General features: G+C 64.1%; 29 protein-coding genes and 2 tRNA genes. 15 read left to right on the top strand and 16 right to left on the bottom strand.

All coding sequences use genetic code 11. The features are described from left to right. Window positions 1-108: 108 nt before the first annotated feature. The gene (locus tag LDZ21_RS07455; RefSeq protein ID WP_035969566.1) at window positions 109-1,161 is read right to left on the bottom strand and encodes an NADP(H)-dependent aldo-keto reductase; all 1,053 of its coding nucleotides are present in this window, start codon (window positions 1,159-1,161) and stop codon (window positions 109-111) included. A gap of 165 nt (window positions 1,162-1,326) precedes the next feature. Between LDZ21_RS07455 and LDZ21_RS07460 the strand changes: the two genes are divergently transcribed. Together LDZ21_RS07460 and LDZ21_RS07465 are read left to right on the top strand one after the other, a co-directional pair. Then, entirely contained in the window at window positions 1,327-2,775 is a 1,449-nt protein-coding gene (locus LDZ21_RS07460; RefSeq protein WP_244792426.1) for an MFS transporter, read from the top strand. A 37-nt stretch (window positions 2,776-2,812) separates the two neighbouring features. Further along, window positions 2,813-3,004: a hypothetical protein gene (locus tag LDZ21_RS07465; protein WP_229753809.1), complete on the top strand. Its 192-nt coding sequence runs from the start codon at window positions 2,813-2,815 to the stop codon at window positions 3,002-3,004. Window positions 3,005-3,034: 30 nt separating this feature from the next. On the opposite strand, the gene LDZ21_RS07470 is transcribed toward LDZ21_RS07465, so the two are convergent. The 5 genes from LDZ21_RS07470 to LDZ21_RS07490 form a co-directional block, all read right to left on the bottom strand. Continuing rightward, window positions 3,035-3,388 (bottom strand): hypothetical protein, encoded by a 354-nt coding sequence (locus tag LDZ21_RS07470; RefSeq protein WP_244792428.1) that lies wholly within the window; start codon window positions 3,386-3,388, stop codon window positions 3,035-3,037. Between the two features lie 99 nt (window positions 3,389-3,487). After that, a complete protein-coding gene (locus tag LDZ21_RS07475) occupies window positions 3,488-3,691 on the bottom strand; it encodes a hypothetical protein (RefSeq protein WP_035969559.1) in 204 nt (67 codons plus the stop codon). 53 nt (window positions 3,692-3,744) lie between these two features. Beyond that, window positions 3,745-4,134: a DUF5594 family protein gene (locus LDZ21_RS07480; RefSeq protein ID WP_244792430.1), complete on the bottom strand. Its 390-nt coding sequence runs from the start codon at window positions 4,132-4,134 to the stop codon at window positions 3,745-3,747. A 35-nt stretch (window positions 4,135-4,169) separates the two neighbouring features. Further along, complete coding sequence (locus LDZ21_RS07485; RefSeq protein WP_035969555.1) at window positions 4,170-4,472, bottom strand: hypothetical protein; 303 nt, start codon at window positions 4,470-4,472, stop codon at window positions 4,170-4,172. 83 nt (window positions 4,473-4,555) lie between these two features. Next, window positions 4,556-4,807, bottom strand: coding sequence for a hypothetical protein (locus LDZ21_RS07490; protein WP_244792432.1), 252 nt, complete (start codon window positions 4,805-4,807; stop codon window positions 4,556-4,558). A gap of 153 nt (window positions 4,808-4,960) precedes the next feature. Between LDZ21_RS07490 and dusA the strand changes: the two genes are divergently transcribed. The 3 genes from dusA (at window position 4,961) to LDZ21_RS07505 (ending at window position 6,761) form a co-directional block, all read left to right on the top strand. Further along, window positions 4,961-5,965 (top strand): tRNA dihydrouridine(20/20a) synthase DusA, encoded by a 1,005-nt coding sequence (gene dusA, locus LDZ21_RS07495; RefSeq protein ID WP_244792434.1) that lies wholly within the window; start codon window positions 4,961-4,963, stop codon window positions 5,963-5,965. A gap of 134 nt (window positions 5,966-6,099) precedes the next feature. Next, window positions 6,100-6,175 (top strand) — tRNA-His (locus LDZ21_RS07500). A 160-nt stretch (window positions 6,176-6,335) separates the two neighbouring features. Continuing rightward, a complete protein-coding gene (locus LDZ21_RS07505; protein WP_035969547.1) occupies window positions 6,336-6,761 on the top strand; it encodes a hypothetical protein in 426 nt (141 codons plus the stop codon). A gap of 52 nt (window positions 6,762-6,813) precedes the next feature. On the opposite strand, the gene LDZ21_RS07510 is transcribed toward LDZ21_RS07505, so the two are convergent. The 6 genes from LDZ21_RS07510 to LDZ21_RS07535 all read right to left on the bottom strand — a co-directional run bounded on the left by LDZ21_RS07510 (window position 6,814) and on the right by LDZ21_RS07535 (window position 10,118). Next, complete coding sequence (locus LDZ21_RS07510; protein ID WP_244792436.1) at window positions 6,814-7,926, bottom strand: enoyl-CoA hydratase/isomerase family protein; 1,113 nt, start codon at window positions 7,924-7,926, stop codon at window positions 6,814-6,816. 28 nt (window positions 7,927-7,954) lie between these two features. After that, entirely contained in the window at window positions 7,955-8,584 is a 630-nt protein-coding gene (locus LDZ21_RS07515) for a TetR/AcrR family transcriptional regulator (protein WP_244792438.1), read from the bottom strand. 76 nt (window positions 8,585-8,660) lie between these two features. Further along, a complete protein-coding gene (locus tag LDZ21_RS07520) occupies window positions 8,661-8,849 on the bottom strand; it encodes a hypothetical protein (RefSeq protein WP_244792440.1) in 189 nt (62 codons plus the stop codon). 214 nt (window positions 8,850-9,063) lie between these two features. Beyond that, on the bottom strand, window positions 9,064-9,351 hold the full coding sequence (locus LDZ21_RS07525) for a DUF1488 family protein (RefSeq protein ID WP_244792442.1): 288 nt from the start codon (window positions 9,349-9,351) through the stop codon (window positions 9,064-9,066). Between the two features lie 141 nt (window positions 9,352-9,492). Further along, the gene (locus tag LDZ21_RS07530) at window positions 9,493-9,849 is read right to left on the bottom strand and encodes a hypothetical protein (protein ID WP_035969539.1); all 357 of its coding nucleotides are present in this window, start codon (window positions 9,847-9,849) and stop codon (window positions 9,493-9,495) included. Then, window positions 9,846-10,118: a hypothetical protein gene (locus LDZ21_RS07535; protein ID WP_244792444.1), complete on the bottom strand. Its 273-nt coding sequence runs from the start codon at window positions 10,116-10,118 to the stop codon at window positions 9,846-9,848. The genes LDZ21_RS07530 and LDZ21_RS07535 overlap by 4 nt, the downstream gene beginning before the upstream one ends. A gap of 371 nt (window positions 10,119-10,489) precedes the next feature. Between LDZ21_RS07535 and LDZ21_RS07540 the strand changes: the two genes are divergently transcribed. Next, window positions 10,490-10,783: a hypothetical protein gene (locus LDZ21_RS07540; RefSeq protein WP_244794794.1), complete on the top strand. Its 294-nt coding sequence runs from the start codon at window positions 10,490-10,492 to the stop codon at window positions 10,781-10,783. A 56-nt stretch (window positions 10,784-10,839) separates the two neighbouring features. Here LDZ21_RS07540 and LDZ21_RS07545 read toward each other — a convergent pair whose 3' ends face one another. Continuing rightward, window positions 10,840-11,337 (bottom strand): heme-degrading domain-containing protein, encoded by a 498-nt coding sequence (locus tag LDZ21_RS07545; RefSeq protein ID WP_035969535.1) that lies wholly within the window; start codon window positions 11,335-11,337, stop codon window positions 10,840-10,842. Window positions 11,338-11,443: 106 nt separating this feature from the next. Beyond that, a tRNA-Met gene (locus LDZ21_RS07550) sits at window positions 11,444-11,520 on the bottom strand. A gap of 180 nt (window positions 11,521-11,700) precedes the next feature. Between LDZ21_RS07550 and LDZ21_RS07555 the strand changes: the two genes are divergently transcribed. From LDZ21_RS07555 to LDZ21_RS07565, 3 genes are all read left to right on the top strand, one after another. Next, a complete protein-coding gene (locus LDZ21_RS07555; protein WP_244792446.1) occupies window positions 11,701-12,081 on the top strand; it encodes a DUF2946 domain-containing protein in 381 nt (126 codons plus the stop codon). An 82-nt stretch (window positions 12,082-12,163) separates the two neighbouring features. Beyond that, window positions 12,164-12,526 (top strand): copper resistance protein CopC, encoded by a 363-nt coding sequence (locus LDZ21_RS07560; RefSeq protein WP_244792448.1) that lies wholly within the window; start codon window positions 12,164-12,166, stop codon window positions 12,524-12,526. 7 nt (window positions 12,527-12,533) lie between these two features. Next, window positions 12,534-12,983: a copper chaperone PCu(A)C gene (locus tag LDZ21_RS07565; RefSeq protein ID WP_244792450.1), complete on the top strand. Its 450-nt coding sequence runs from the start codon at window positions 12,534-12,536 to the stop codon at window positions 12,981-12,983. Between the two features lie 87 nt (window positions 12,984-13,070). Here LDZ21_RS07565 and LDZ21_RS07570 read toward each other — a convergent pair whose 3' ends face one another. Continuing rightward, window positions 13,071-15,620, bottom strand: coding sequence for a penicillin-binding protein 1A (locus LDZ21_RS07570; RefSeq protein ID WP_244792452.1), 2,550 nt, complete (start codon window positions 15,618-15,620; stop codon window positions 13,071-13,073). Between the two features lie 523 nt (window positions 15,621-16,143). On the opposite strand from LDZ21_RS07570, the gene LDZ21_RS07575 reads away from it, so the two are divergent. The 3 genes from LDZ21_RS07575 (at window position 16,144) to LDZ21_RS07585 (ending at window position 18,862) form a co-directional block, all read left to right on the top strand. Next, entirely contained in the window at window positions 16,144-16,539 is a 396-nt protein-coding gene (locus LDZ21_RS07575; RefSeq protein WP_244792454.1) for a plasmid mobilization protein, read from the top strand. Window positions 16,540-16,785: 246 nt separating this feature from the next. Continuing rightward, on the top strand, window positions 16,786-17,466 hold the full coding sequence (locus LDZ21_RS07580) for a PspA/IM30 family protein (RefSeq protein ID WP_035970610.1): 681 nt from the start codon (window positions 16,786-16,788) through the stop codon (window positions 17,464-17,466). A 160-nt stretch (window positions 17,467-17,626) separates the two neighbouring features. After that, window positions 17,627-18,862, top strand: a complete 1,236-nt coding sequence (locus LDZ21_RS07585; protein WP_244792456.1) for a tetratricopeptide repeat protein — start codon at window positions 17,627-17,629, stop codon at window positions 18,860-18,862. Window positions 18,863-19,156: 294 nt separating this feature from the next. Here the strand turns inward: LDZ21_RS07585 and glgX are convergent, their stop codons facing one another. After that, window positions 19,157-21,367: a glycogen debranching protein GlgX gene (gene glgX / locus LDZ21_RS07590; RefSeq protein WP_244792458.1), complete on the bottom strand. Its 2,211-nt coding sequence runs from the start codon at window positions 21,365-21,367 to the stop codon at window positions 19,157-19,159. 192 nt (window positions 21,368-21,559) lie between these two features. On the opposite strand from glgX, the gene LDZ21_RS07595 reads away from it, so the two are divergent. From LDZ21_RS07595 to LDZ21_RS07605, 3 genes are all read left to right on the top strand, one after another. Continuing rightward, on the top strand, window positions 21,560-22,942 hold the full coding sequence (locus LDZ21_RS07595; protein ID WP_244792460.1) for a DUF2252 domain-containing protein: 1,383 nt from the start codon (window positions 21,560-21,562) through the stop codon (window positions 22,940-22,942). 157 nt (window positions 22,943-23,099) lie between these two features. Next, window positions 23,100-23,540, top strand: coding sequence for a large conductance mechanosensitive channel protein MscL (gene mscL, locus LDZ21_RS07600; protein WP_244792462.1), 441 nt, complete (start codon window positions 23,100-23,102; stop codon window positions 23,538-23,540). Window positions 23,541-23,891: 351 nt separating this feature from the next. Then, complete coding sequence (locus tag LDZ21_RS07605; protein ID WP_035970630.1) at window positions 23,892-24,383, top strand: hypothetical protein; 492 nt, start codon at window positions 23,892-23,894, stop codon at window positions 24,381-24,383. Window positions 24,384-24,507 lie beyond the last annotated feature (124 nt).

A 24,507-nucleotide genomic window follows, 5' to 3' on the forward strand; every position in this document is an offset into this window, starting at 1 on the left:
TCGGGTGTTTCGTCCGGGCGGCGTCTCGGTGATGAAACGACGCGTCGCCCGGTTCATGCATCCATGCTGACACATCCGCGGTCCGGAGACCGGAACCGCGTCACGGCATTACGGCGCGGGATTCGGCTGACGCTCGTGCAAGGCCTCGATTTCCGCGAGGATCTCGTCGGACAGTTCGATGTCCACGCTCGCCACATTCTCCTGCAACTGCGCCATCGACGTCGCGCCGATCAGCGTGCTCGTCGTGAACGGACGCGTGTTGACGAAGGCAAGCGCGAGCTGCGTCGGCGTGAGGCCGTGGCGCTTCGCGAGTTCGACGTAGGACGTGGTCGCGGCGATCGCCTGCGGCTTGCTGTAGCGCTGGAACCGCTCGAACAGCGTGATGCGCGCGCCCGCCGGACGTGCCCCGCCCTCGTACTTGCCCGACAGCCAGCCGAACGCGAGCGGCGAATACGCGAGCAGGCCGATGCCTTCCTTGTGCGTGAATTCGGACAGCCCGAGCTCGTATGTGCGGTTCACGAGACTGTAGGGGTTCTGAATGCTGACGATACGCGGCAGCCCCGCCTTCTCCGCCGCGCGCAGAAACTGCGCGACGCCCCACGGCGTTTCGTTCGACACGCCCACGTAGCGGATCTTGCCGGCCTTCACGAGATCGCCGAGCGCGGCGAGCGTTTCCTCGATGGGCACGGTGTATTCATCGTCGATATACGGATACGCCCCGCGCCCGAAAGTCATCGTGCTGCGGTCGGGCCAGTGCAGCTGATAGAGATCGACGTAGTCGGTTTGCAGGCGCTTGAGGCTGCTGTCGATCGCCTCGTTGATGTTCTTGCGGTCGAACTGATTGCCCGCGCCGCGAATATGACGCGGATTGTGCGGCTGGCGCGCCGGCCCGGCGATCTTGGTCGCGAGCACGATATCGCCGCGCTTGCCGGCGTTCTTCGCGAGCCACGTGCCGATGTATTCCTCGGTGCGGCCCTGCGTTTCGGGGCGCGGTGGCACCGGATACATTTCCGCGGCGTCGATCAGGTTCACGCCTTGCGCGAGCGCGTAGTCGATCTGCTCGTGCGCTTCGCTTTCAGTGTTCTGCTCGCCCCAGGTCATGGTGCCGAGCCCGATCAGACTCACGTCGACGCCCGAATCGCCCAGTTTCCGATACTTCATCGCTTGATTCCTTTTTTATTGAAGCCTGCTTGGTGACACCCGCTGGCGAACTGTCCACGGCAGACATAGCCGACCAACCGCAGAAACTACCATAGGCGCGCGAGGTCTGCTCCCACGGCTAGAATTCACGCACTGCGCCTTCCACACGATCAAACCACCCGGCCGATGTCCTCTTCCACTGCCTCCAGCGAACCCGACCGCACGAAGCCGGGCTCCTCGATCATCGTCATGCTCGTCGCCGCGACGTTCTTCATGGAGAACCTCGACGGCACCATCATTGCGACCGCGTTGCCGCAGATGGCGCGTTCGTTCGGCGTGCATCCCGCCGACATGAGCCTCGGCATCACCGCGTATCTGCTCACGCTGGCGGTGTTCATCCCGATCAGCGGATGGGCCGCCGACCGCTTCGGCCTGCGCACCGTGTTTGGGAGCGCGATCGCCGTGTTCACGGCGGCGTCCGTGCTCTGCGCAACGACATCGACACTGCCGGCGTTCGCCGCGGCGCGCGTGCTGCAGGGCATCGGCGGAGCGATGATGGTGCCGGTCGGACGCCTCGCCGTCCTGCGCGCGACGCCGAAAAACGGGCTGATGCGCGCCATCGCCATCATTACGTGGCCGGGACTCGTCGCACCAGTCATCGGGCCGCCGCTCGGCGGTTTCATCACGACGTATTCTTCGTGGCGATGGATTTTCTATCTGAACGTGCCGCTCGGTCTGATCGGCCTGTTGCTGACCTGGCGCTTCGTCGACAACGTGCGTGAGGATGCGCAGCGCCGCTTCGATTTCGCCGGCTTCGTGCTGTGCGGCATCGCCTGCGTGACGCTGCTCTACGCGATGGAACTCGTCGGCCGCAACGACGCCTCGTGGCCGCTCGTCGGCGCGCTCGTCGCGATGGGCGGCGTGGCGGGCGTCCTGTCGTGGCGGCATCTGCGGCGCGCGGCGCAGCCGGTCGTCGATCTCGCGCCGCTCAAGATCCAGACCTTCGCCGTGGCGATGGGCGGAGGCTCGCTGTTTCGCATCGCCATCAGCGCCGCGCCGTTTCTGCTGCCGCTGATGTTCCAGGTCGGCTTCGGCATGAACGCATTCGATTCGGGCCTGCTCACGCTCGCCGTCTTCGCCGGCAACCTGTCGATGAAAATCGTCACCACGCCCGTCATGCGGCGCTTCGGCTTTCGCCGCGTGCTGATCGTCAACGGCGTGATTGCGGCGCTCTCGCTCGCCGCGATGGCCCTGCTCGCCCCGTCGACGCCTAAGGTCGCCATTGCCGTCGTGCTGTTCGCGAGCGGCCTGTCGCGCTCGCTCCAGTTTACGGCGCTCAACACGCTCAGCTTCGCGGACGTGCCGAAGGCGCAGATGAGCGGCGCGTCGGCGTTATCGAGCACGCTTTTTCAGATGACGATGGGCATTGGCGTCGCGGCCGGCGCGATTGCACTGCGCATCGGCGAGTGGCTGCACGGCCACGATGCGCATTCGATCGCACCGGAGGACTTCAGCGTCGCGTTCCTGATCGTCGGTTTCATGGGGCTTGCCGCCGTGATCGATCTGCTCAGGCTGCCGAAAGACGCCGGCGCGCTGGTGTCGGGGCATGGCAAGGCGGACGGATCGCGGCGCTAAATGTCGGGCGTTGCGTGCCGTAAACCACGGTATGAACATGCAAAGTCTGGAATCGATCGCCGCCGTGAGCGAAGCGGTCGCCGTCATCCGCCATGCGCGCGGCCTGAAGAACCCGAACGATCTGCCGGCCGGCACGCCGGAATGGAAAGCCGCCAGCGATGCCTTCGCCGACGACTTCCTGCGCGCGCTCGACGGCGAACCGGGCGTGCGCTCGTGGTGGACGTTCTAACGCGCTTTACCGTTCTGCCGCTTCACCGCCTTACCGCTTCAGCCAGTCGAGCCATCCGAGCGCGATCGCCGCGTTGACGATGACGCCGGCCGTCGCCGCGAGCGCCGCGATCATCGTCCAGAAGGCGGAGCGGCGCGACGCCTGCGCGGATTCGCGGGCAAGCTGCGCGGCATCGTTCGCCGATGCGACCGAGGCGAACATCGCCCGGAACTGCTCGTTCTGACGCGCGGCGTCCTTGTCGCGCAGCCAGGCGCGTTTGCTGGCGATTTCCGGATCGGCGTGCGCGGCCTCTTCGAGATCGGCTCGGACCGATGCTTCGCCGGCGGCTTCGTAGCGTCGATAGCGGGCTTGCCGGGCGGCTTCCTGATTATCGTTGTCGCTCATCGTTCTTATAGATTTGTCTGACGGACGTCGCGCAAAAGCCGCTCCACGCACGGCGCGACGCCGCGCGTGGGCCATCACTCGGGCATCGCCGGTTCGGCGTCAGCGGTCGTTCGACATCGCTTTCAGACGATCGTTGCCCGCGTCGCGGGCGGCATCGGCGGTGGCGAAGTTTTCTTCCGACACCATCGCGCGCTTGATCTCCTGCGCCTGGAAATCGACGAGCACGAGCACCCACACGAAGCCGCCCGCCTGTTCCGCCGTCTGCACGAATGCGCGCAGCCTGCCTTCATTCGACGATGCCATCTCGATCTCCCATTTCGTGAGTGCGTTCGATCCGAAGCGAGCGGCGAGGTCCGTCAGGGTTCGAAGTCGAGCCCGCCGAGCAATATCGACGGCTCCGCTTGCGAGCGCGTGTTGAAATCGACTTCTCGCGCGCCTTGCCAGGCGATGAATTTCGCGCCGAGCGAATCCAGATATCGCTGGAAACGCGCTTCCCCTCCGGGACGCAACAGGCGCTCGATTTCGTCGTCGTCCCAGGTGAGGAACACGCTCAGATCGAACGGATATTGACGCGCCCGCTCGCCGTTGTCATGCGGCGGCGCACTGATGTGCAGCCGCGTCGGCGCATTGCGATGCTCGTACGGAACGACATCGATACGCAGCCCGCGACCGATCTGCCGCGCGACGTGTTCGACGATGCGCGGCATGAATTCGGCTTCGAACCTGAGCGCCTGTTCCCGATTCAATGCATGTTCTCCGCTGCGCCCGCGTTTGCTCGTCGTCAGACGGGCGGCAGGTCTTCGAGCGATTTCTCGATTTGCCCGTCCTGCACGCGCGCCTCGATGCCGACGTGGCCGTTGGCGTAAGGCAAGGCGCTGACTTTGGGTCCGAGAAAGGTTCGTCCGCCGAGCGTGAAGAGCGTGCGGACTTCCTTGCCGCTCTTGATGGCGTCCACGACTTCGTGGACATCCACGATGCTGGTCGGAGCCGCCCACGCATTCCTGGCGGAATCGAAACTGCCCCAGCGCACGTTGGTCACACGATCGTTGACCCAGCGCACGCCGTCGATCGCCAAAGTAGCCATAGCTGCCTCCATGGTCGTCGGTTGGGGGATGGTCTGAAGATGCTAGCACGGTGCATCGCGCCGTGGCGTGCTTGCGGTTCGCCTTACTTCGCGATAGCGTCGCTCGCGGGACTGTTGTGCAGCATGCGGTCGCTGTTCGGCGGCGGATTGGGACGCTTGACGGGCATGTTGTCGGGATTGTGCGGGCGCGCGGCGCTGGCTGCAGGCGATCCGGGCGCGCCGGGCGGCCTGACCATCGACGCGTTGTCGTCCGGGCGCGCGGCCGGCGGATTCTGCGCCTGTGCGGCGAGCGCGGCACAGAGGAACGCGCCTGCCGCGATCAGTTGCTTTTTCATGATGGACTCCGTTCGAACGACGTCATGCCTGATCTGACAGGCGTTCACCCGAAAGATTCGCCTGTGCCGCCGCGAACCGCCCGCAAAACGCGCTCGCATCGCTGCGTTAAAATCGCAGATTCGCCGCCATCCGACACCGTTCGTCTTATCGCCATGTCCGCCGTTCCGAAGATCAGCCCCCGCCGCGTGTCCGTCGCACCCATGATGGACTGGACGGATCGCCACTGCCGTTCGCTGCATCGACTCGTGTCGCGCCATGCATGGCTTTACACCGAGATGGTGACGACCGGCGCGCTGCTTTACGGCGATGTCGCGCGGCATCTCGCCTTCACGCCCGGTGAAGCGCCCGTCGCGCTGCAACTCGGCGGCAGCGAGCCCGGCGATCTGGCCCGAAGCGCGAAGCTCGGCGAGCAATGGGGCTACGACGAGATCAACCTGAATTGCGGATGTCCGTCCGAGCGCGTGCAGCGCGGCGCGTTCGGCGCGTGCCTCATGAAGGAACCACAGCTCGTCGCCGACTGCGTGAAGGCGATGCGCGATGCCGTATCCATTCCGGTGACGGTGAAGCATCGCATCGGCGTCGACGCGGTCGAGGACTATGCGTTCGTCCACGACTTCGTCGGCACGGTGGCCGACGCGGGCTGCGAGGTGTTCATCGTCCATGCGCGCAACGCGATTCTCAAGGGCCTGAGCCCGAAGGAAAACCGCGCGATTCCGCCGCTCAAGTACGACTATGCGTATCGGCTGAAGCGCGACTTTCCGCATCTGGAAATCTCGATCAACGGCGGCATCAAGACGCTGGATGAGGTGGAAGAGCACCTGAAGCATGTCGATGGCGTGATGCTCGGACGGGAGGCGTATCACAATCCGTATGTGCTGGCGGAAGTCGACACGCGCTTCTACGGTGCGACGACGCCTGTTCCGGCGCGCGAGGATATCGAGGCGGGGCTGATCGAGTATGCGCGTACGGAACTTGCGCGCGGCACGTATCTTGGCGCGGTGACGAGGCATGCGCTGGGCTTGTACCGGGGCGAAGCGGGCGCGCGCGGATGGCGGCGCGTGTTGTCCGATAGCAAGCGGCTCGCGAAGGGCGATCTCGGCATCTTCGATGAAGCGCGCAGCCATTTGCGCGACGGCGTCGAAGCGATCGAGGCTTGACGCAAACCGGCAGCGCGGACCGCAAAAAAATGCTCGAAAGGGCTAGGCAAGCGGAATCCCAGTTCGTATAATCTCGCTTCTCGATCGGCAGGCAATCTTGCTGAAGGGAGAAAGCAGTAGATCTGTTGTCAGTGGTGGCTGTAGCTCAGTTGGTAGAGTCCAGGATTGTGATTCCTGTCGTCGTGGGTTCGAGTCCCATCAGCCACCCCAGAAGAATTCAAGCAAAAAGCCCAGTCTTCGACTGGGCTTTTTGCTTTGTGGCGCTTCTCGTGCCGCCATGCACCGGTCAACTGCCCCACGCCCGCCCCTATAATGGCGCTCGTCACGATAACCGAGCGAGCCGCCGTCTCGCCCGCCTGCGGTCCAGCCAATGCAAAAACTCATTCTGCCGTTCGTCTCAGGTTTTCTCGCCGCCCTGTTCTTTCGTGAATCGACTTACGCGCTTTTACATGCAGCCGGACTCATCGATGCGACCGGCTTCTCCACCACGCCCTTCCTGCCGCTCGGCATCCCCGAGTTCATCGCCAATGCATTGTGGAGCGCCGTCTTCGCCGTACTGATGGCGTGGCTGCTGCGCGTCGCGCCCGATAACCGCGCCCCGTGGATCGGCGCGCTCGTGTTCGGCGGCATCGTGCTGACGGCGGTGAGCGCCTTCGTGATCGATCCGGCGCGCGGCATCTGGCCGGCCGGCAACATGCTGCCGCGCCTCGCGCCGAGCTTCATCGCAAACGCCATCTGGGGCTGGGGCGCGCTCGTGTTCATGCGCGCATTCATGGCGCGCGGCGAGGCGCGTTAAGCGCGTTAAGCGCGCCAAGCGCAAGCGGCCGGACTCCCGGCCGCCGCAAGCCTCAATCCTTCAGCAGCCTCAGCGGGTGTGTCGCCGGTGACCACGCGCTGTCGAACATGTGCTCGACGTCCTTCGGATCGACATCCTCGGCGCGGGTGACTTTCCATGCCGGCTGATCGTCCTTGTCGACGATGCGCGCCCGTATCCCCTCCACCACGTCGCCCCGCTCGAAAACGGAGCGCGTGAGATCGAGATCGCGGCGCAGCGTCTCGGCCATCGTCGAGAAGCGCGCGCGGTCCACCTGCTGAAGCGATACATCGACGGACAGCGGCGAACGCTCGCGCAATTGCGCCGCCGTGCCGCGCGCCCATTCGCTTCCCGACGCGTCGGCTTCCCGTTCCAGCGACGCGAGAATTGCCGCGCCATTGCCCGCCGCGAAACACTTGTCGATCAGCGTGCGCGCTTCCGCGAGCGGGCTGGCATCGGGGATCGGCGAGACCTTGTATTTCGTGGTCTCGTTCTGCACGAAACGCATGATGTCGACGCCATCCAGAAAACGCTGATGCCGCAGCGATTCGATCAGCCCCGGCAGCGCGCCGTCGTCGAGATAGGCGTCGGCCATGCGCGCGTAAAGCGCATCGGCGGCGCCCATGCTCGCACCCGTCGCCGCGAGATAGCGGCCGATCGCGCCCGGCGCGCGCGCCAGAAACCAGCTCACGCCGACATCCGGAAACAGTCCGATGCGCGTCTCGGGCATCGCCATCTTCGTGGACTGCGTGACGATGCGCAGCCCGCCGGTATGATGCGCGCCCTGCGAAATGCCCATGCCGCCGCCCATCACGACGCCGCTCATAACCGCGATATACGGCTTCGGGAACGTGAAGATCGCGTGATTGAGCTTGTACTCGTCGATGAAGAATGCGTCGACGGTGTCGCGGTCGCCCGCCTTCGCCGCGTCGTAGAGAAAGCGAATGTCGCCGCCCGCGCAAAATGCGCGCACGTGCGGGCTGTAGATCATGACGGCGCGGATCGCCTGGTCGTGACGCCAGGCCCGCAACGCCTCGCTGATCGCGCGCAGCATCGGCGGCGTCAGCGCGTTGAGCGCCTTCGGACGATCGAGCGCAATGAAGCCGATGCCGTTGGCGGTGTCGATACGGATGTCTTCAGTGGTCATCGTGTTGAGAGTCGGAACGTTCTTTCGGTCAAACACCAGAGCTAGCGGCGAGCCCGGAGCCAGCGGCGAGCCACGCATCGAGCGACAGCTCGACGAGCGCAGCCACCGGCGCGGCAGGCGGCGCCGCACCGCTCAGTTGGAGCGCGACGATGCCGTGCAGGTTCGCCCACAACGCCTGCGCGCAGGCAGCCGGCGCGTTCGCGTTCAGCGCGGCGAACGCCTCCCCGAAAAGCGAAAGCATCGCGGCGCTGTCGCGGCTGCTCGCGACGCCGGCGGAACCGGCTGCATCGCCGGTCTCCATGAACATCAGCCGATACATCTCCGGCTCCGCCAGGCCGAACTCGACATACGCGCGGCCGATCGCTTTCAGGCGCGCGGCGGGATCGGGAATCGCCGCGTGCGGAACGAAGGCCGCGCGCAGTTGCGCATGCCCTTCTTCGCGCAACGCTCGCGCAATCTCGCCCCGGCTTCTGAAGTGAAGATAGAGCGCTGCGGGCGAGTAGTCGATCGCATCGGCGAGCTTGCGCATCGAGAGCGACCCGATGCCCTCGCTCCTTACGATGCCGCGCGAAGCTTCGAGTATGCGCTCGCGCAGCGCGTCGCGCTGCTGCTGCTTGTGCTCCTGCAATCGGCGTGTCCGCTCTTCATCCAGACTCATGCGAGGCATTGTCGGCACCGCTACGTTGCAAGTGAGTTTAGGTTACGGCGGGCGATGCCGCGCACGACGCCGCCGTTCAGACGGTCATCGAGCCGTCGTCGTCCCTGCGTGTCGCCGAAGCCGCGTTGTAGAGCGGCTCGTCCGAGTCGCCCAGCACGACCGAAGCAAACAGAATGCAGAAGCCAAGAATCAGGACACCGACGGCCGCCCAGATGAGCCAAAGTGCATTGGACTCGACGAGCGAGTGAAGAAAGGATTGAAGCATGACGACCCCGCGCGATTTTTATAATGGATGCTCTTCGTAGCCAATGGCCCGGAGCAAGTAATATGCCGAGCGAATCGCATCGCATGCGGCAGATTGTCGTCATGTTACTCCGAGGCGTGAGCGTGCGAAAGGACGCCGTTCATGGACGTCCTTTGGCCGCAGCGCCGAAGGGGCTGGCAGCTCTTACACCTCATGCTTGCAAGAAGCGCTGCTCTCACTCGACAGTGACGCGCCCCGGCGGAAAGTGTCCGCTTTTCAGCAGCACGGGCATGCCGTTCGTCACACGCAAGTGTTCCCGGGCGACAGCTTCGATGCGCTCGCGGCCGGCATCGAAAGCGCCGATCCAGCCGGCGCTGTCGTAAGTCTGTGCGCCGAAGTGGTCTTCGAGCGCTTCCACTGAAATCGCGCACGGCACGCGCCGGCCATCGACCAGCGCGGCGAATTCGATCGTGAGATTGGAATCGCGATAATCCGGCGCGTCAGAAAGAAAACGAATGTCCATGATTGTCTCGTTGCAGAGGCGTCTCTCCGTTCGATCCCGCCGCGACGAGCGGGCCGCGCTGCGAAATCCGGTCAGGGCAAACATGGTACTCGCCGATGCGCCGCACGGTCCAGCAGGCGCGCGATGCGCCGCCGCTTACGATCAGCCGTCGAGCACGTCCTCGCCGACATCCACGACGAGCAGCGAGCTTGCGCGAGGATCGGCGTAATTGAAATCGAGGTGACGGCTCATTTCGCGCACGCGCTGGCATACGCGCTCGCGGGCATCGTGCGGCAGATGCGGATACGCGAGTAACACGCGTGCATCGAAACGGTAATGCACGCCCCACGCGATGTTGCCCGCATGGTTCGCCACCCCGCCCGTGCGCCAGCTGACGAACAGCGCGGGACTCGAATCGGCGCCGACCTCGGCGATGTCCGCGCCGCTCGGGAACAGATCGACGAGGCAATGCGCGATATCGTATAGCACGGCGTGGCGCAGATGAATGGCTCGCATCATGTCGCTTGCAGCAACCGGTCGATGTAATCGCGCGCCGCTTGCTCGACGTGCGTGAGCGCTTCCTCCTCGGTGGCGAAGCGTCGCTCGGGGCCGAGGTCGACGAGCGCCTCGAAGTGGCGCGCGTTGTCCGGGCCGCCCTGACCGAGGCTCACCGAACCGACGTAAATACCCGCGCCGGGCTGACCGTCCTTGCTCTCGTGCGTCTGCACGAGCCGCGCCGATGCGCTGATGTAATAGCTTCGATACGGTCCCGTGACTCTTTCCGCCATTGCTTTTGTCCTCCGTTGCTCGTTGTCGTGCCGTGCGCCATTGCGCGGCCCGACCGCAATTCAAACCGATAGCCCATTCATAGGGCGCACGATCCGGCAAATAGTTCGCAGCGTATGAAATGCTGCATGTGTTGACTGACGTCTCGCAAGCGTCGCGCCCGCGTCATGTCACGCCGGGTCATCGGCGTATGGGACAATGCCCATCTCAAAAAGTATGCGCGCGCGGGCCTCGCGTCGCACGGACCAGAACTCACGAGGTACAGATGAAGGGATTCAATCGGCGAAGCAGCCGGCTTTCCACGCTTGGAGATGCGCTTCCTTCGGCGCATAGGGCGCAAGGGATACGCAAGGTTTCATGGCTGCGCGCGTCGATGCTCGGCGCGACTGCGCTCTTGATGGCGGGGCTGGGTGCTTGCGCGTCGTCGAATAACGCTTCGCTCATCAACCTGCCCGATGGACAGACGGGCTACGCCGTCAATTGCAGCGGCGCGGATGCCGGATCGAGCTGGGCGAGTTGCTATGTGCTGGCCGGGAAGGCATGCGGCGCGACGGGGTATGACATCGTGTCGAAGGACAACGAAGAAGGCGGGCCGACGGGCGGCGGCATCAGCAACGTAATATCCGCGAACGTGAAGAATCGTTCGATGATCATTCGCTGCAAATAGGCACGCGGTTCTCGCCTTGTGCCCCACCGGGTTTCGTTAAGGCGCGGAGACAGCGCTCAGTGATGATCGAGCGCGAGCGCGGCGTAGCTCTGACCGAGGACGGCGCACAAAGCTTCGACCACCATCTCGTGATCCTTGCGCTGCGGCAGTCCCGACACCACGACCGAACCGATCACGCCAGCATTCGCGACGCGGATCGGAAACGCTCCGCCATGCGCAGAGTATTGAGCGGGATCGAGGCCGTATTTATCGGCGAGCGTCGCGCCGCTTTGCTGCAGCGTAAGCCCGATGGCATACGAGCTGCGGCGGAAGTGCTCGACCGTCTTCGATTTCCGCTCGGCCCAGCGCGCGTTGTCGGGCGTCGCGCCATCGAGCGCGGCGAAGAAAAGGCGGTGGCCGAAGGTGCGCACGTCGATCGCGACGGCTGCACTCCGCGCAAGCGCCATCTCGCGCAATTGCGAGCCCACTTGCCAGGCGTGTTCCGTGTTGAACTGCGGGAACACGAGCGTGTTCTCCTGATGCGCGATGGCTTGAAGATCGTGTGGAAGGTCCATCGTTTCTCCTTTCCGTGTGGGCCGGCTGATGCGCGGATCGAAAGCGTTTCGAGCAGATAACAAAAAACCCGCTCAGTGGCGGGTTTGATGTTGCGACGGTCTTCAGTGGTTGCGGGGGTAGGATTTGAACCTACGACCTTCGGGTTATGAGCCCGACGAGCTGCCAGACTGCTCCACCCCGCGTCCGTCGAAGAAAAGATTATAGGGCATCGATCTATAGAGCGCAATGATTAGTTCATCATTTGCGTCTGCGATCGCAAAGACAATGCCTCGCGCACCCGGACGATCAGTCGGAAAAGCCGCACAAGCGTGCATGGCATAATCGTCCGCTATCAAGATCCATCATCGGTACGAGAAGGCGGGATGCAGCTTTTGCGTCGGGGAATCATCGGGAAAGCGAGCGGTATCGTAGCCTTGTGCGCGATGCTGCTGCTCTCGTTCGCGCCCGTAGCGTCGCAATGGCTGAACGCCCAGCGCGTCGATGCACAGTTCGCATCGGTATGCGCCTCGGGCAACGCGCACCCCGTAACGTCAGCGCATGCCGATGACCACGCCCGTATCCATCTTCCGGCCTGTGGCTACTGCGATCTCATCGCCCATGCAGCGACGCCGCCGGCGCCCGCTATCGAATTCGCGTCCATACCCTCACCGCGCGATCTTTTCGCTTCAGTCGATACTACCCGCACCGCGCATCGCGTTCGCTTCGACGACGCCCAGCCGCGCGCACCGCCCGCCCTCGCCTGATCTGCCCTATTCCGCGCGCTGCTCGCGTCGCATCCGGCGACACGCCGGCGCCGCGTCATCAAGCACCACACAGGACATCATCATGTCGATCAAATCCGCATTGCGCGGCATGCTCGTATTCGCATGCATCGCGTCGGCGCAACTCGCGTTTGCTCACGCGGTCCCCAAGCTCGAGCAGCCCGGCCCCGGCGCAACGGTCAGCGCGCCGCAAGAAGTATCGATCGTGTTCGGCGAAGCACTCGAACCGGCCTTCAGTTCCATGCTCGTCACCAACGCGCAAGGCAAGCAGGTCAACACGGCGAAATCGGTCGTCGATACGGACAACAAGAAGCGCATGAGCGTCGCGCTGGGCGATCTGCCGCCGGGCGTCTATAAAGTGCAGTGGACGGCGGTCGCCGCCGACGGACATCGCACGGAAGGTCACTACAACTTCACGGTCAAGTGAGGCCGCAATGAAAAGAAACGCTGTACTGATGAGCGCGCTGGTTTGCGCGTCCTTCGCCCCGTTCGTCTCCGCCGCGCACGCGGCCACGCTCGAAGCGCGCGATTGCTGGGTTCGCGCGATGCCGCCGAATCTGCCTTCGTCGGGTTATTTTGTCGTCTCGAATAACGGCGACAAGGCCGCGACGCTCAGCGCCGCCGACACGCCCGCCTTCGGCATGGCGATGATGCACAAGTCGGAAAACAAGGGCGGCACGGCGACGATGGCCGCCGTCGATACCGTCGACGTTCCCGCGCACGGCACGCTCGCGTTCGCACCGAAGGGCTATCACCTGATGCTCGAGGAACCGGGCAAGTCCGTGAAGGTCGGCGCGACGATTCCGCTCACGCTCACGTTCGCCGACAAGACCACGGTCAAGGTCGATTGCGCGGTGAAATCAGCGGCGACGCTCGGCAAGTAACGCTCGACACGCGCCGTCAAAAAGCAAAAACGCGCCGGAGTCCTGAGACCCCGGCGCGTTTTTTCTATGCCCGGCACCGCCGTAACGTCACGGCCGGTTGAACATGTCCATGATCTGCTTGCGCTCGTCGGTGGTAACTTGCGGCACCGGCGGCGCCTGCATGCCAGCCGGACCGACACCGCCCGCCGTGGTGGAATCGCCGGCCATCGGATTGCCGCTGTCGAGACCGATGCTCGCGACGAAGCCCGCGCCCGGCGTATGGTCCGTGAAGAACAGTTCGCCGTCGACGGTCGTGATGCCGTCGGGCATCGGCATCTGCTGTTGAGGAATGCCGCGCAGCGCGCGTCCCATGTAGTCGACCCAGATCGGCAATGCGAGTTGCGCGCCGAACTCCTTGCTGCCAAGCGATTTCGGCTGATCGTAGCCCATCCACGCCACCGCCACGAGCTGACGCTGATAGCCCGCGAACCAGCCGTCCTTCGCGTCGTTCGTCGTGCCCGTCTTGCCCTGCAAGTCGTTACGCTTGAGCACGTTAGTGCCCGAACCGGTGCCGGACGTCGCGACCGTATGCAGCAGGCTGTTCATCACATAGGCGTTGCGCGGCTCGAGCGTCTGCGGCGCATTGCTTCCCGCCGTCAGCGGATCGGCACGCGAAACGACCGTGCCGCGCGCATCGGCGATTTCCGCGATCAGATACGGATTGATGCGATAACCGCCGTTCGCGAACACCGAGTACGCGCCGCTCAATTGCAGCGGCGTGACGAGCCCTGCGCCGAGCGCGAGCGGCAGGTACGGCGGCGTCTTGTCCTTGTCGAAGCCGAACTTCTGCGTGACGAAGTCCTGCGCGTAGCCCGTGCCGATGTACGACAGAATGCGGATCGACACCAGGTTCTTCGATTTCTGCAGACCGGTGCGCATCGACATGGGGCCGTCGGGCTGATCGTCGTCCTTCGGCTCCCACGGCTCGCCGCCCGCCGGCGCGGGGAAATACAGCGGCGCATCGTTGATGATGGTCGCCGGTCCGAGTCCCTTGTCGAGCGCCGCCGAATAGATGAACGGCTTGAAGCTCGAACCCGGCTGACGCCAGGCCTGCGTCACGTGATTGAACTTGTTCTTGTTGAAATCGAAACCGCCGACGAGCGCGCGGATTGCGCCGTCTTGCGGCGTCATCGACACGAGCGCGCCTTCCACTTGCGGCAATTGCGCGATTTGCCAGTTGCCCTTCGCATCCTTCGTCAGTCGAACGATGGAACCCGGCTTGATCGCAAGCGCCTTCGACGCGTTGCTGCGCAGCGCCGCCGCCACGAAGCGCAAGGCGTCGCCGGAGATCGTCGCGGTCTCGCCGCCGACGAACTGCGCCGTCACCTGCTTCGGCGTCGCCGACGTGACGACCGCTGCGACGAGATCGCCGTTATCCGGGTGATCGACGAGCGCGTCTTCGATCGATTCGGCGCGATCATCGGCTGCGGCCGGCAGGTCGATATGCCCTTCCGGCCCGCGATACCCGTGACGTCGCTCGTAGTCCATCACGCCCTTGCGCACGGCGCGATAAGCGGCGTCCTGATCGGTGGAACTGATCGTCGTCGTAACTGTGAGGCCGCGTGTGTAGGTCTCTTCCTTGTACTGCGCGTACATCATCTGCCGCACCATTTCCGCGACGTATTCGGCATGCACGCCGTACTCCGTCCCGGACGACTTCGTGTGAAGCTCTTCGGCGATGGCCTGATTGTACTGATCGCGCGTGATGTAGTTGAGATCCAGCATGCGCTTCAGGATGTACTGTTGCCGCACCTTCGCGCGCTTCGGATTCACGACCGGGTTATACGCGGACGGCGCTTTGGGCAGCCCCGCGAGCATCGCGGATTCCGCAAGCGTGATGTCCTTCAGATCCTTGCCGAAGTACACGCGCGCCGCAGCCGAGAAGCCGTAGGCGCGCTCGCCCAGATAGATCTGGTTCATGTACAGCTCGAGAATCTGGTCCTTGGTCAGCGCCCGCTCGATCTTGTACGCGAGCAGCATCTCGTAGATCTTGCGCGTGTACGTTTTTTCGCTCGACAGGAAGAAGTTGCGCGCGACCTGCATCGTGATCGTGCTCGCGCCCTGCGATGCGCCGCCGTGCATCAGGTCCGTCACGCCCGCCCGCAGAATGCCGAGGAAATCGACGCCGCCGTGATCGTAGAAGCGATAGTCCTCGATCGCGAGCACCGCCTTCTTCATCTGATCGGGAATGTCCTGAAAGCGCACGAGGCTGCGCCGCTCTTCGCCGAATTCGCCGATCAGCACGTGATCGGACGTGTAGACGCGCAGCGGCACCTTGGGCCGATAGTCGATGAGCGCGTTCAGCGACGGCAGGTTGGGCTCCATCACAACGAGCGCGTAGCCGACGATCAGCGCGCCGACCACGGCGGCGATCGCCGCAAGGCTTGCGAACCACATCGCGATGCGGCCGAAGGGCGAGCGTCCGCGATCGCGTCCGCCACGGCTGTTGCGGCCATTGCCGCCGTTGCCGCCATTGCGTCCGCCGCCGTCGCGGTTGCCGCCCGCATCGTCACGTGAGTCGTTGCGTGAGTCGTTCCAGCGAGGCTCGCGATCGTATCGCGATGTTTTAGAGGAGTCGGGACGTTTAATGATAGGCATGACTGGGATGGTTCGGCGCGCGTGCAGGCGCGCGCTGCGTCGCTGATCGATGCGCCGGCGAATGCAAGACGCAGACTTGGCAAAGAAGAGACGAGCGGATGAGCGGGTCGGTATCGACCGTAGGTAACTGCGCATTTTAAAGAATTCGGCCACGCAGCTACAAAACCCGCAGCATTTTTTTGTAAGTAAATGACGCCGGTCCCCTCGTGCGCACCGCTCAGGGAAAACGCGCGGTTACCCACAGAAAGTGTTGAGAGCCTTGTGGACAACCTTATGAGAAAATAGCCAAGCCATTGATCGGGCGCGGTTTTCACTGCCCGCTCATGCGCTGCCCACGGAGGCGCAAATGGCGGCGATTTGCGGAGCCGCGTGCGCGCACACTGGCGCCGCGAACCGATATGATGGATGCTCGTTTTACCCGCCGCCTGGCGGCAAAACGATCGCGATAATGAAGTGACGCCGTTTCGATTCTCAGGACTGCGCTTGCTATGTTTGCAATCGCCTTACTGTCTGCGAGCCGCTCATGACGACCAAGCCAACCGAACGCATCGTTGTATTCGTGACCCCCGCGCAGAAGCTCGCCATCAGCAAGACTGCGGACGATCTCGGCGTCAGCGTGAGTGAGCTGATGCGGCGCGCGGTGCTCAACTTCAATGCGACGAGCGAGCAGATCAAGGCCGCGGGCATCGTCGATCGCCTGCGTGCGCCGAAAGCGCCCGATCCCCTCGATATCGCGCTGCGCAGCGTCGCAGCCAAAGCCGCGGCCCGCGAAGCACGCGAGGCGGCCAACGCGAACAGGCGCGCGGCGCTAACGCCCATCGCGCCGGGGTTGCCGGCAGCGGAACCCATCCATCCCGCCGATGCCGAACCTGCAGGCGAGGACGCGTCGCTGACCGGCGACGGACGCGCCGGCCACTAAGCCCAACGTGCATCTTTCGAGTGCCGCGTTCTCGCCGCGGCATGCGCCCGCGCGCCGTTACACTCCTTAACGTTGCTTAAGTCCACATTAAGTCGCGGCGTGCTCTAATACACGGGGTAAACCCGGGACGAACGTGACGCGCACGCGGCTTACAAACCGCCCGATGCCCCTCACATTCGACGCGCATACACAAGTCCATGCGCGCCTACGCGCAACGCATGCAGCGGTTCCATCAAGGAGAAATACATGTCGCTTTTCGATTCCATCTCGCGCACCGTCAAAGGCCTTCTGAACGATGCCGCCGACACCATGCAGGACCCGTCGCGCGACGCACGCCAGATCGTGCGCGAACTCGACGACAGCATCGGCAAGGCGGAGAACTCGCTCATCGAAATCGAGGCGCAGGTCGCCACGCAGCAAAGCAAGCGCGACGCCGCCGCCGACAAGGCGAAGAAGTATGAAGACGGCGCAAAGCGCGCATTGCAGGGCGGCGACGAAGCCCTCGCCCGCGAGGCGCTCGCGGCGCAAGCCAACGCTGAAACGGAACGCGATGCGCTCGCAGCCGAACTGCTGACGCTCGTGCCTTCGGTCGATCACCTCAAGCAGCAGATCGCCGACATGCGCCAGCGCCGTAACGATCTCAACGCGCGCTCGAATATCCTTCAGGCGAAGCAGCAGATCGCGCAGGCGAAGGACACGGCCGCGACGGCGCTCGGCGGCATCGGCGGAAAGAATCTGTCGGAAGACTTCCAGAAGCTCGAAGACAAGGTCCAGCTTGCGAACGCCCGCTCGGACGCGCGCCTCAATTCCGCCGATCAAAAGTCCGGCAAGGCGCTCGACGACAAGCTGGCGGAACTCAATCGCGGGCCGTCGGTGGAAGACCGTCTCGAAGCGCTCAAGAAGCAGTTGAACACGCCCGCGCAGTAATGACGCGAATCGCCGGCGCGGGGCAAGGCTCGTTGCAAGGCACGGTGTTTAAGCCGGGCATCCGCCTTGCGTCGGCTTGGTATCTGGCAATTCGCATGGGACCGGAGCGGAATGCTCCGGTCGACAATGGAGACGGGCGTTTATCGCGTCCGGCCCGCTCATGAAAAAAACTCTGACGGCTCTGGCCTTATCGATGTCCATCGCGCTGTCCGTCGCGTCGCCGCTCGCGTTTGCGGTGCCGACGGCGCAGCAGGTCGAGCAATCGATGACGCAGAACAACTGGCGGCAAGCCGATGCGCAATTGAGCGAAGTGCTCGAAGCGCATCCGAACAACGCCCACGCGCATTATCTGTACGCACAGGTGCTCGATCGCGAAGGCCGCTATAGCGATGCGCTCTCGCACCTGCAACAGGCGAGATCGCTCGATCCTTCCATCAAGTTCACGGACCCGTCGCGGTTCGCGTCGACCGAGGCGCGTATCCGCAACGACGCCAGCCGCGCCAGCACCAATACGAACACGACGACGAATCGCAGCTCGAACGGCTCCGCTACGCAGAACCCGTTCAATCCGGGACAGGCGGCGGCGCCCCAGTCGCATGGACCGTCGATGGGCATGTGGATCGGCCTCGCCGTTCTCATCGGCGCGATTGCGCTCGTGTTGCGCTGGGGGCTGCGTCGCGCCCGCGCCCGCGACGATGGCCGCGCCGACGACGATCGCCGCGGGCAAATGAAGCGCGCGACCGAACTGCTGAACGACGTGCGCACTTTGAAGCTCGACGTGAAACTGTCCACCGCGCCGGGCCACGAAGCGCTGCTGCGCGACGTCGAAGGCACGGAGGCGCAGTTGCGCGAGATGGTCGAAGCGCTGTCGAACTCGAAGAATCCAGTGCCGCCGTACGCGATCGAGGATCTCGCCAATCAGGTGGAAAGTCTCAAGGCGCGCGCGGAAGGCCGGCCCGATCCGAACGCGGCTCAGCCGGGCTCGGCGGGACCGTCGCCGTACGCCCAGGAAGCCGATCGATTCGGGCGCTACCAGCAGCAGCCGTATCCGCAACAGGGACAACAGGCGCCGTATCCGCAGCAGGGACAGCAGCCGCCCGTCATCATCCAGCAAGGCGGCGGCGGTTTCGGCGGCGGCATGGGCGGGCTTCTGACCGGTGTGTTGCTGGGCCAGGCGCTCTCGCACGGGCGTGATCGTGTGATCGAGCGCGATGTTCCGGTCGAGCAACGCAATGATGGCGGCAACGGTGGCTTCGACTTCGGCAACAACGGTCTTGGTGACGCCGGCGGAGGCGGAGGCGGCCTCGATTTGGGCACTGGCTCCAACGACTGGAACGACAATAGCGGCGGAGGCGTCGACCTCGGCAGCAACGACGACAACTGGCGCGACTCCTGACCGTCTCCATCGACTGAACCGCGTCACATCGAGCAAAGGCCCCGTTTTTACGGGGCCTTTCACTTTGCGGCGAGCGGTTCAACCGCCGCCGAGAAAGCGCAGCAGCGCCCAAAGAAATTTGAAGAAGCCGACGATGAACTCCCAGATGCGCTCGAGCTGATCCCAGTTCGCTACGCCCAGCACAGTCTGAAGCATCATGCGGCAGTGCCTGAAAGAGACATCGAAAAAAACAAGGGCGGCTTTCGCCGCCCCGCTGCGATCGCAAAGATCGCATGATAACAATCGACGGACGCCTCAACCGCCCGACTTGCCCTCGCCCTGCTCCGGCGGCACTTCATCCGTCAGCGCTTCTTCCAGCCCTTCGATGATCCGCTGCGTCGCGCCGCGCGCCTGAAGCGCGAACAACAGCAGCGAGCGGCCCGTCACCTGATACACCTCGCCGGCTTCGAATGTCGGCAGTTCCTCGCGGATCGGCGCGTTCGTATCGATCAGACAGCTCCACTGGTCCGGCCCGGGGATATCCGGCAACGTGAAGTCGACGACATCGTGATACGCGTTCATCACCAGCAGCAGCGTCGCGTCCGATGCCGGCTTGCGGATGCCCGTCGCCTGCGCGCGGCCATCGATGACGAGCCCGAAGCAGCGCATGCCCGGATCGTCCCATTGCTCGGGCGTGAGCGTATCGCCGCTCGGACTCAGCCACTTCACGTCGGCGACATCCATGTCCTCGCGATACGCACCCGTCAGGAAACGCTGGCGGCGCAGCACCGGCAGCGTGTGGCGCAGCGTTGTCAGCTTGCGGACGAACTCGGTCAGCGCGCGGCCGTCGTCGTCGATGTCCCAGTTGACCCAGCTGATCTCGTTGTCCTGACAGTACGCGTTGTTGTTGCCTTGCTGCGTGCGGCCGAATTCGTCGCCGGCGAGAACCATCGGCGTGCCTTGCGAAAACAGCAGCGTCGCGAGCAGATTGCGCTTCTGGCGTTCGCGCAAGGTGCGGATTTCCGGGTCGTCGGTCGGGCCTTCGACGCCGCAGTTCCACGACTTGTTGTCCGAATGGCCGTCCTTGTTGTCCTCGCCGTTCGCCTCGTTATGCTTTTCGTTGTAGGAGACGAGGTCGTTGAGCGTGAAGCCGTCGTGTGCGGTGATGAAGTTCACGCTCGCCCACGGACGACGCCCGCGCTTGTTGAATTTGTCGCCGGACGCGGTGATGCGCTTCGCGAGGTCCGCTGCTTCGCCCTCGTCGCCCTTCCAGAAGCCGCGCACGGTATCGCGATAACGGTCGTTCCATTCCGCCCAGCCCGGCGGGAATCCGCCGACCTGATAGCCGCCGGGACCGCAATCCCACGGCTCCGCGATGAGCTTGACGCTCGAAAGAATCGGGTCTTGCCGGCAACTGTCGAGGAACCCGCCGCCTTCGTCGAAACCGTACGGCTCGCGGCCCAGAATCGTCGCGAGATCGAAGCGGAAGCCGTCGACGTTCATCTCCGTCACCCAGTAGCGCAGGCTGTCGGTGACCATCTGCAGCACGCGCGGATGCGAGAGATTGAGCGTGTTGCCGGTGCCGGTATCGTTGATGTAGTAGCGCGACTGCTCCGGCATCAACCGGTAGTATGACGCGTTGTCGATACCCCGGAACGACAGCGTCGGCCCGCGCTCGTTGCCTTCGGCGGTGTGGTTGTAGACCACGTCGAGAATCACTTCGAGCCCGGCCTCGTGCAGCCGGTCGACCATTTCCTTGAATTCGGCGACGACGCCCGCGCCGCGCGCAAAGAAGCGCGGATCAGCCGCGAAGAAGCCGATCGTGTTATAGCCCCAGTAGTTCGTGAGGCCCTTGTCGAGCAGATAGCTGTCGTTCACGAACGCGTGGATCGGCAGCAGTTCGACCGACGTCACGCCCAGGCTCTTGATGTAGTCGACCACTTCCTTCTGTCCGAGCCCTTCGAACGTGCCGCGCATGTGCTCCGGAACCGCCGGATGCCGCTTCGTATAACCGCGCACATGGGTTTCGTAGAAGATCGTGTGTTCCCACGGCACGCGTGCGCGCGTCGCGTGCGTCCAGGTGAAGTTCTGATCGACGACCTGGCACTTCTGCATGAACGGCGCGCTGTCGCGTTCGTCGAAGGTGAGATCGTCGCCTTCCGCGTTGAGCGTGTAGCCGAACACGGCCGGGTCCCACTTCAGCTCGCCGACATGCGCCTTCGCGTACGGATCGAGCAGCAGCTTGTTCGGATTGAAACGATGGCCGGCTTCCGGCTCGTACGGGCCATGCACGCGATAGCCATAAACGGCGCCGGGCGCGAGGCCCTGCACGTAGACGTGCCACACTTCGTCGGTGTACTCGGGCAGTTCGATGCGCTGCGTTTCCTGTTCGCCCTTTTCGTCGAAGAGGCAGAGTTCGACCTTGGTTGCGTTCGCGGAGAACAGGGCGAAGTTCACGCCCTTTCCGTCCCACGTCGCGCCGAGCGGAAACGGGGAGCCTTCGGCAATGCGATATTCGTTCGGCATGAGATGATAGTTCGATGAGATGACGCGCACGGCGTCGGGAAAGAGTCAGCCGCATTGCACGGCGAAATGGGCTTACTTCGTGTGTTGTCGATCGGGTCAGCAGTGAGCAAGCTCCGTACCCGGCGTTTTCACCGCGACTGGCGCGATACATGCTGCGCCTTCCGTTTCATCGCTCGCCGCAGGAGAACACGCTTGTCCACGCGCCTCAGCTCCATCTCCACGACAACCGCCGCCGGCACCGCCGAGCAAAGCCGGGCGGCCGGCCGCGCGCTGCGCGACGCCGTTCCGTTCGACGCGCACGGCGCCTGGCAGCCGGAGCCGGATCGCCCCGATCCCGTGGAGCGCGTCCTCGCGGGCAACGCGGGACGACAGGAACGCCTGCTGCCGCTGCGCATGGCGCGCATGGCCGAATCGCCGTTCGCGTTCCTGCGCGGCTCGGCGACCGTGATGGCGTGGGATCTCGCGCGATCGCCGTCGATCGGGCACAACGTCATCATCGACGGCGACGCACACATTAATAATTTCGGGCTTTTTCGCACGCCGCGTCAGGACGTCGTGTTCGATCTGAACGATTTCGACGAGACGCTCGTCGGTCCGTGGGAATGGGACCTCAAGCGTCTGACCGCGAGCATCAACGTCGCGGCCCGGGAAAATGGCGTCGATATGCCGGGGCGCGACCGTGCGGTGCGCTCGGCGTGCGCGGCGTATCGAACCACGATGGAAAAGCTCTGGCGCGTGAGTCCTTACGATCTCTGGAACATGCGCTCGTATGCGAGCGCGCTGCACATCGATGCACCGACCGCGCTCACCGACGACGAAAAGGCCACCGTGCAGAAAACCGTCGAGCGCGCGATGAAACGCTCGCACGCGACGATGCTCGCCAAGGTCGCGGAGCCGGTCGGCAAAAGCTGGCGCTTCATCGTCGATCCGCCGATCCTCACCAGGCTCGACGCCGCCGAGAAGAACCACGTCATCGACGGTCTCAAGGCTTACCTGCAGACCATCGCGGGCGAGTGGCGCATGATGCTCGAACGGTACGACGTCGTCGATGTCGCGCATCGCGTGGTCGGCGTCGGCAGTGTCGGCACGCGTGCGTATCTCGTGCTGATGCTCGGCCGCGCGCTCGGCGATCCGCTGTTCATTCAGGTGAAGGAAGGCATCGTGCCGGCCGCCGCGCCCTTCGTGCCGCCGCTCGAGGAGCCGTATCGTCACCAGGGCAGGCGCGTCGTGCATGGACAACGGCTGTTGCAAAGCTCGTCCGATCCGCTGCTCGGCTGGACGACCATCGCCGGGCGCGATTTCTACGTACGCCAGATGAAGCAGATTCGCGGCTCCATTCCCGTCGACTGGCTGCACGGCGCGACCTTCGACTTCTACGCGTGGTGCCTCGGACTGCTGCTCGCCCGCGCGCACGCCCGCACCGGCGACGCCGCGCTCATCGCCGGCTATTGCGGCAGCTCCGACCGGCTCGACGCCGCCTACGCGATGTGGGCCGAACGCTATGGCGCGCAGACCGTGGCGGATCACGCGGCGTTTTGCGCGGCAATCAGCGTCGGGCGAGTCAAAGCGGCCTGACGACCGGTCGACTCGCCGACGCGCCGGCCCGAAACCGGCGGCTCGTGGCTCGATTGACTATCATGGCGAGGCCACGCAACGATGCAACGTGCATGGCCGCGCCCCGGCGGTGTCGCTCATATCAATCGTTTCGGACTTTAAAAGGAGAAAGCCGCGCATGAGCATGATCCAGGAATTCAAGAACTTCGCTCTCAAGGGCAACGTGATGGACCTCGCGGTCGGGGTGATCATCGGCGGTGCGTTTTCGACGATCGTGAACTCCGTCGTGAAGGATCTGATCATGCCGGTCGTCGGGCTCGCGACCGGCGGCCTCGACTTCTCGAATCTATTCGTCCGGCTCGGTCACATCCCCCCGACTTTCAAAGGCAACCCCGATTCGTACAAGGACTTGCAGACGGCGGGCGTCGCGGTGTTCGGCTACGGCTCGTTCATCACCGTGCTGATCAACTTCATCATCCTCGCGTTCATCATCTTCATGATGGTCAGGTTCATCAACAATCTGCGCAAGCCTGAACAAACCGCGCCCGCCGCGACGCCGGAAGACGTGCTGCTGCTGCGCGAAATCCGCGATGAGCTCAAGAAATCGCCGCGCGTCTAGCCGGATATTCCCGCCTTACGGCGCTTCGCGCGCCTTGACTCGCTGATCCCCTCGCGGCGCGTGCCTCTCAGGTGCGCGCCGCTTCGTTCGTACGGCCGCTTTTTTCTTCGCGAAGGCTATTCGCACGGCTAGCAGCAGGTCTATTATTGAGACAGAAGTCAGATCGACACCCATAGGGGAATGCCGAGGGGATACCAGCGGGCCGCCAAGGTCATCGGCACGATTCGTGCGCGTCACGTGCGCATCGGCAACCAGCCGGGCGCATGTCTCGACGGCCCGATTCACCGTGACCTGATCACATCGATGCGCTATAAAAGATCGACGTGCGGCACGCAAGACGGGAGTGGCCGCATGAGGACGCTGCGTTTTCTGCAATTCTTTTTCAGGCGAATTTTTATGTCCTTCCCGAAAAAGCGTAGACGCGTGAAGGCCGATGGCGATGAATCGTTTCTCGCCGTGCTGCGGCATTTCAAGCCGTTCGGCCAGCTGGATACCAAGATTGCACGCGCTCGCGCGCAGGACGAACCGGTGCTCTATGCACACGTACTGCCGGGACTCGATGTCCTGCTGTGCAGCGTGCGCGGCGCCCAGCCGCCCTATCCGGCCATCGACGAGCTGCACAGGCGCTGCGTCGAATCCATCACGAATGCACTGGAGCAGCCGCTCGACGGGCTCGAGAACGGCGGCTACTGGTATGAGGCGAACGGGTTCGGTTTCCTTGTATTCGCAAGCCGCGCCCGCACGCAGATTCTGAGCGAGTTCGGTGCGACGGCAACGGCGCGCACGCGCCGGGGCACGCGCCGTCAGGACGCCGGCGACGCGGCTTCGCGTCCGCTGCGGTAGCGCTTGTCGGACCGATTTCCCCGTTGTTCGTCGTCGTTGTGCCCCGTGAACCGGGGCACGGCAGCGGCGCGTTCGCGCGGCTGGTTTTCTTCGGCGTGGCGCGTGTCTTGCTGCGTTGCGGCTT

The sequence above is a fragment of the Caballeronia grimmiae genome (assembly GCF_022879615.1).
Lineage (GTDB): Bacteria > Pseudomonadota > Gammaproteobacteria > Burkholderiales > Burkholderiaceae > Caballeronia > Caballeronia grimmiae.